Origin of the sequence: Streptomyces sp. NPDC005774 (genome assembly GCF_042871645.1) — a bacterium.
GTDB classification, from domain to species: Bacteria; Actinomycetota; Actinomycetes; order Streptomycetales; family Streptomycetaceae; genus Streptomyces; species Streptomyces pratens.
In genome coordinates, this window is sequence record NZ_JBIAIV010000108.1 from 1 (window position 1) to 6,508 (window position 6,508).

The following is a 6,508-nucleotide window of genomic DNA, read 5'->3' on the forward strand; positions in this document are numbered from 1 at the left end:
CGGCAACCGGAAACGCCTGCTGCCGGAAACCGAAAAACCACCCCGAAAGCAATCACACCGCGTGATCAGGGATCACGCGGTGGATCGAGGCTGAGACTTGGCGGCGGCCGTTCGCCAGACCGCCCTATGCCGGTCGGCGCGCGCGGCCGACGGTGTAACTGGCCCGGCTGGGTGGCCGCGTTGCCCTGGCCAACCTCCGGGCCTGCAACCACACCCAGTGCCCCGAACCCCACTGCCCACTCAGGGAAGCTGCTGGCCCTCTCCCGGACACCAGCACTGCCGGAGGCACAGGTGAGCCCGCATCGTGACGCCTCCGCAGCACACCAGCGCATCAAGTTTCCACTGATCCGGTGGCTGCTGGCACCACTGACCACACAGCGCGCCCGGCGTCTGGCAGCAGCATACGGACCCGGCATGGACGCCAGCACCGCCTGGGTGCTGGCCCGGACAACTACTCATCCCGAAGAGATCTCCTTCGCCATGAATCACCTGAGGCAAGACAAAGAAGACGATTCGTAGCCGATGAACCTCCGGCCGCTCGCCACCAGTTCGTCGGACTCGGAGATGTCCTACGACCCGGTAGCTCGTACAAGAGGCGGCGGGGCCAGGTGGATCATACTGCCAGGTCTCGCCTCTTGTTCCCGCTGCTCACCAGCTTCTCGGACGCGGTCGGGTCACGCTGGGAGACGTGACCAGCGACCGCCGTGCACTGCCCCCATCTCGGGCAAGCCGCGCCGTCGATGCAGAAGAGATCACCCAGCTTCACAATCCACTCGTTCCCGGCCAGGACGGTCGCCTAGAGTTCGACCGCTACACCTGGAGTCAGGAGTCGAGATGGATGCTCAGCCAGCAGTTCTCAGCACGGTGAACAGCGGAGTCGACTCCTGCGAACCACTGCACAAGGCCGGGCGGGCCCTGCGCGCTGGCTGGTCGCACACGAACCCGGGCGAGGAGGAGCACGAGCACTTCGCGGCCCTGTGGGCGGCCATGGAGTTCCGGGTGCAGGACGGCAACTGGGACGTTGTCCTCGGACCGTTTCGCAGCACCGACGACAACGGTGACCTGGTTCCGAGGGCCGTGAAAGACATGGCGCCCGCGGTCCTTGAGGCCTGGGCGGCCTACGCCCCCGAGACGACCCACCCCCTGGTCCGGGCCCGGCTTCACCACCTGCTCTGGGAGGCCCGGCACGGAACACGGCCCATCGAGCACCTCCGCTCCGCGGTGCACAGCTACCGGACTGGTGCCTGCACGCTGCTGACGAAGGCCGAGGACCACCAGGAGGCACCCGCCAACCCGCCCGAGCCGGGCGCCGCGGAAACCTTCGAAGTCGAGCTGGCCCGGCTTCGTGCAGCGGACGCCCTGGTGCTCGCCCACGGACTGGCTGCCACTACGCGGCGGCCGGAGTGTACGGACATCGTCGGCGAAATGATCGCCCTGGGCCATGCCGCGCTCGACTGGAAGACCCCATTGCCGGACGTGCTCACCCGTATGACCGCCCCGCTCGTGGCCAGCAAAGACAACTGGTCCGCCGTGCACGCCCTGCTCGAACGTGCCGCCGACGAGTACCGCGGAGAAGGCCAGTTCCACTACCGGGTGGAGTTCCTCGAAGAGCTCCGCCGCATGGTGCGCACCGACGATGAGCGCCGAGACGTGAACGAAAGGATCCACCGCGCCCGTATGGAACTGGCCGACAGCAGCACCGGGTTGCGGAAACTCCTCGCCCTGGAAGACGCTGCCCGACATGCCCGCGACAGTGGGCTGACCGACGCCCTCGACGAGGTGCGCCGAACGCAGCAAAAGATCGGGCGGGACGAAATGTCCATGGACACCATCCGCACCCCGGTCCCCCTGCCGCCGGGCTACCTGGAGGCAGCGAGCGCGGCCATCGACGCCGCCCACAGCATGGAGCACGCACTTCACTTCATCGCCACCACTCCTCCCACGATGAGTGACTCCGCAGCCCTGCCGTCCGGGCTGCTGTCCCTGCCGACGGTGTACATCAACCCCAACGGCCCCGTCGTGACGCGCACCGTCGGGAGCGGCAGCACCGGAGGAGAGGGCTTCTTCTTTCGGCAGCACGTCTTCGCCCTCGACGTGCACGGCCTGGTCGTCGAAGCCCAGCTGGACCGAGTCCGCGACCGGTTCCGCCCGACAGCGGAGGACCTCGTGCCGTTCTTCGCCAGCCCAGAGCACGCTCCAGAGACTCGGATACTTGGTCTCGCCCGCGCCTTCGAGGCGTTCTGGGAGGGCGATGTCGACACGGCCCTGGCACTGGCGCTGCCGCGCCTCGAAGGCACACTGCGCCGCCGACTCCAGGCAGCCGACATCGCGGTGATCACGCATGCAAAAGGGGAGACCATCGGACGGGTCCAGCAGCTTGGCTCCCTCCTCGACAAGCTGGATGAACTCGGCTTCCCCGAGCCGTGGCCCCTCGTCCTCCGGACAGTGCTGGGCAACGCCGAGGGGCAGATGAACCTCCGCAACAACGTCCTGCACGACCTGGTCGACACGCCTTCCCGGCACCGGGCAGCGCTCGTGCTCCAGCTCGCCCTGGCTGTGATCTTCCTCGGGGAGGAGCCACCTGCCCGGACGGGGCCTGCCGACAGCGGCACACGGATGCCGATGACGTGGAACGCCGCCGCCGATCAGCACCTGCCGTTCCCCATGCCCGACCCCCGGGCCCATCACTTCGTCACCCAGTACGCCGACATGCACGACATCGTCGCCGGCTTGACGGTGCCCTCCGGTATTCCGCAGTCCGCAGCAACGGTGCTGCACACCGCCCGCGAGCTCCTGCGCCACTCCTACTTCTGCTACGAGTTCTCCACCGTGGCCCTCCTGCACGCCCTGATCGCGATGGAGATCGTCCTCCGGGCCAAGATCCCCGACTCCGGCACGAAGCCGCTCCACGCCCTCATCAAGCAGGGCAAAGAGAGTGGCCTCCTGACCGAGCGGCAGACGGAGTTCCTCCACGATGGGCGCAAGCTCCGCAACCGCATCGCCCACGGCCGGAGGGCTCATTCCGTCATGCCCCCACACTGGGGGGCCGGAATGCTCACTACCTCCTTCACCCTGATCAGCGAGGTATGGGCGGCCCAGCCGACGCCACCGGCCACAACTGACACATATGAGGGCACAGGTATCTGAGATGAGCGAGCTCGTCACGGGGCCTGGGTCCTCCGGCGGGGAGTCGTCCGTGGTGGGGCAGCGCCTGCACGCCGTTCTGGATGCGGAGCAGGTGGTGGACGACCTGCGCCGCTACTTCGGGATCGGCCTGCCCCCGGGCGCCGGAGCGTTCACAGGGGGCCGGTTCGAGCACCTGGCGGGCGGGGGTGACCGTAGGCAGGTCGCGGACCGGTTCACCGCAGAGGACCTGGTAGCTGTGCAGACCCTGTCGGTGACCGTCCCCGCGCCCGTCGCCCTTGACCTGCTGGAAGGCCCGCTGGGCACCCAACTGTCCGAACTGCTGCGAGGCATCCCTTCCGACACCGATCTGTCCGACGCCGATGTCTCGATCGTCGCGGACGGCTCGCCAGCGTACCGGGCCTGGTGCTTGTTGGAGGACCAGTACAAGATTGGGTGGGTGATCGCCGGGAAGCTCTTGGCCCGTAAGCGGCCGCGGCTGCTGCCGGTCTACGACCGGGTCGTGCGCTGTGCGCTCGGCCACCCGCCGTCGTTCTGGACCGATCTGCGCACCGCCCTGCGCGAGGACGATGCGGCCCTGCACCACAGGCTCCTTGGCCTGCGACAGAGTGCGGGCCTGCCCGAGACAGTCAGCGCGCTACGGGTCGCCGATGTCGCCGTTTGGATGGCCCACCCCGCCCCCGGCCACCGCTGCCCCTGAGGACCCACCGCAGGGACAATCAAATGCTGACGCTCGGAGGGGGCTTGCTGGTGCGTGGGGTGCCGGCTGGCCTGGTGTGTTATGGGTTTCGGCTCCCAGTCCTACGCCGACGTCGTCCGCGACCGCGTCGCCCATGAGCAACACGAAGCCCACCTTGCAGTGGTCGGCGACTTCGACTGCTCTGGCGAGGACATCGAGCGGGACTGGGTAGAGCGGACGGGCTGCTGGAGCTCGGTGACCCGGGTCCTGCTCACCTACGAACAGGTCCGTGTGTACGGACTCCCGGCGACTGAGGGCAAGAGCGGCGACCCGCGGTGGCCGGCCTTCGCCCGCCGCTACGGCTTCGGCATCGAGCGCCCGGTGCAGTGGGAAGTGGAGGCGCTGGAGCCGGACGAACTCCAGCGCCTGGTCCTCGCCGCCGTCGCCCCGTACATCGACCGCGACGTCCTCGCGCAGTAGATCGCCCGCGAGGAACAGCAGCGCCGCGCGTCGTCCGAGTTCCCCGGTGGATGGGGCACCGGCGGTGGAGGAACGTCTGCCTGAGCCCTCAGTACGTCTCGAAGTCGGGTTCCCAGTCAGGGTCGGGCTCCTCGTCGTCGTTGAGTATCCGGCCCTTGATTCCCGCGAGGTCAAGTTCCCACAGCGTGAGTGTGAGACCGCACAGGCGGCACCCGAAGTGCCGGGGGAGGAACCAGACCTCCCCGTACTCTCCAGATTTGTCCCGGCCGCTTGCGAAGCCGGTGTGTCCGCACGCGGGGCATTCTGCAGGTACGGCCAGTGGCCACGGAGCGGCCGTCGGCAGCGTGGAGAGGCTGCTGACGAGTTCGGCGATCTCGGATTCGGACAGGCGCCGGGTGGTCTCGGCGAAGCGCTCGCGGGCCTGCCGGAGTTTCGCCTGGTACCGGATCTCCATCTCGGTGGTGGCCTGGGCCACAAGCGCGGTGCAGGCTTCGAGGCGCGTGCCCCAGAAGCCGTCGGGCTCTGTCGACAGTTCTTTGAGAAGCGCGTTGATGTGCTCGATGCCCGCGGCCAGGAGTTCGCGGCACTCGGTCACGGGCTGGCCCCACCCCATGTGGGTGATGCCGTTCCGGGACTCCCGCAGTTCCTTGAGCTTGGCAGGCGCCTTGTGCTCGGGGCCGAGGAGCTGGGCTGCCCTGAGGATGGCGCCTTCGCCGCCGATGGTCTTGAGCCCGGCGCGGCCCTTCTTCGTCTTGTCCTCGTTTCCGCTCAGGACCAGGAGGTCGTCCACGCTCGGCTGCTTCTCCGACGCGAGGAGCACGGGAGCGATGGACGCCAGGTACGCCTTGGACGCGTGCTCCACCGCGACCGCCATGTGGTGCACGGCGAAGTCCTGGTCGATGGGCTCCTCCAGGTACGCGTCGACAGCCGTGCGCGCCCACTTCCGGGCTGATATCAGCAAATGCTCGTGGATCGATTCGTGCGACATGCGCATCAAGGTAGAGGCGCGGTGTGCGAGTGCACTGCGAATTTGGATGCTGGCTAAGGCATTGGACGGGTGGAATCGTGTCCGGGCGTCGCTCATCATCATGGGATGGGGGAACAGATGGACGTGGCGCTGCTGCGGAGGCTGATCGACGGTGTGCTCCTCACGCTGTACACGCGCTACACCGCGAAGGAACTGCCGGCGCTGTGCCAGCGCCTCGGCCTTCCCACGCCCAGCGAGGGCAACACCAAGCACGAGCGCCTGGTGGCCAGCCTCAATGCCTGCCCCGACGATCGCCTGCCGGACGTCGCCGACGCGGTTCTTGAACATGAGGAGCTGGGCCAGGCCGAACGGATGGCGCTGCAGGATGTTCTGTGGCTCGGCCGCTACCATGTGCAGATCCCGAGCCGGACCAGGCGCGAGCTGGCCAAAGACTTCGATCTCTCCGATCACCTCGGCTACCCGGACCGCTTCATGGGCCTGCTGGGCCGACTGTGGCACCTGGACAACGATCCACTCGGCGGGTGGACCACCCCGACAAACAGCCTGCGCAGCCAGATCGAGCGCCACGTGATCCGGTTCCCGGATGACTGGACGACCGAGCACTTCTTCGAGCAGCTCGGTGCCTTCGAAGCACCGCACCCCCGCTTCGGGCACTTCGTCGAGGGCCTGGCATCCTCGGCTGTCCTGCCCGACGAGCCGGCGCAGCGCCGCTTCGTCGAGATGGCCAACCGGCACCTGAACCCAGCGGGCGCCCGGCTGAGCCAGCACGGAGAAGCAGACGGCTACCCCCAATTCCAGCTCGTCGAGCATGGCCGCGGCACCGAACGCCGCCCGCGCAACCTCATCTTCGCCACCCTGGGCAAGCCCGACATCCGCTTCACCAGCGCCCTCGACAACGACATCGAGGTAGCCGAACGCGACGACAAGGTGCTGGTCTACGAACACCCTGTCGGTAAAGAGGGACTGCTCTGGAAGCACCTCCTGTCCTGGTGGCAGGAAACCCGGAAGATCCCTGACCAGGAGCAGGCGGCGCGGGCCCTCTACAGCCGCATGGAGGCTTCCCTGCCACCAAACTCCCCAGGACAGAAGAATCTGTTCTGGCACTACCACCACGCCAACCGGGGGCGGTGTCATAGCCTCGAAGCAACAGTGCAGGTGAGAAGGGTTGCTCGTGGCAGTGCGGAGACCGTTGACGCTCGAGGAGCGTGAGGAGATCG

The 6,508-nt window shown here is 67.6% G+C and carries 5 protein-coding genes; 4 read left to right on the forward strand and 1 reads right to left on the reverse strand.

Annotated elements, in window-relative coordinates; translation table 11 throughout:
• Positions 1–834: 834 nt before the first annotated feature.
• The 3 genes from ACFYQA_RS38930 (at position 835) to ACFYQA_RS38940 (ending at position 4,303) form a co-directional block, all read left to right on the forward strand.
• Positions 835–3,147, forward strand: coding sequence for a hypothetical protein (locus ACFYQA_RS38930; RefSeq protein WP_388928504.1), 2,313 nt, complete (start codon positions 835–837; stop codon positions 3,145–3,147).
• 1 nt (position 3,148) lies between these two features.
• The gene (locus ACFYQA_RS38935; RefSeq protein WP_388928506.1) at positions 3,149–3,844 is read left to right on the forward strand and encodes a DUF6308 family protein; all 696 of its coding nucleotides are present in this window, start codon (positions 3,149–3,151) and stop codon (positions 3,842–3,844) included.
• An 81-nt stretch (positions 3,845–3,925) separates the two neighbouring features.
• Positions 3,926–4,303: a hypothetical protein gene (locus ACFYQA_RS38940; RefSeq protein WP_388928508.1), complete on the forward strand. Its 378-nt coding sequence runs from the start codon at positions 3,926–3,928 to the stop codon at positions 4,301–4,303.
• 88 nt (positions 4,304–4,391) lie between these two features.
• On the opposite strand, the gene ACFYQA_RS38945 is transcribed toward ACFYQA_RS38940, so the two are convergent.
• Positions 4,392–5,291: a hypothetical protein gene (locus ACFYQA_RS38945; protein ID WP_388928510.1), complete on the reverse strand. Its 900-nt coding sequence runs from the start codon at positions 5,289–5,291 to the stop codon at positions 4,392–4,394.
• Positions 5,292–5,396: 105 nt separating this feature from the next.
• Between ACFYQA_RS38945 and ACFYQA_RS38950 the strand changes: the two genes are divergently transcribed.
• Complete coding sequence (locus ACFYQA_RS38950; protein WP_388928512.1) at positions 5,397–6,500, forward strand: hypothetical protein; 1,104 nt, start codon at positions 5,397–5,399, stop codon at positions 6,498–6,500.
• Positions 6,501–6,508: the final 8 nt, after the last annotated feature.

What these genes read in the sequence shown, in the direction of transcription:
- ACFYQA_RS38945 (WP_388928510.1), bottom strand. Translation starts at nt 5,291, where the DNA reads ATGTCGCACGAATCGATCCACGAGCATTTGCTGATATCAGCCCGGAAG.
- ACFYQA_RS38940 (WP_388928508.1), top strand. Translation starts at nt 3,926, where the DNA reads ATGGGTTTCGGCTCCCAGTCCTACGCCGACGTCGTCCGCGACCGCGTC.
- ACFYQA_RS38930 (WP_388928504.1), top strand. Translation starts at nt 835, where the DNA reads ATGGATGCTCAGCCAGCAGTTCTCAGCACGGTGAACAGCGGAGTCGAC.
- ACFYQA_RS38950 (WP_388928512.1), top strand. Translation starts at nt 5,397, where the DNA reads ATGGGGGAACAGATGGACGTGGCGCTGCTGCGGAGGCTGATCGACGGT.
- ACFYQA_RS38935 (WP_388928506.1), top strand. Translation starts at nt 3,149, where the DNA reads ATGAGCGAGCTCGTCACGGGGCCTGGGTCCTCCGGCGGGGAGTCGTCC.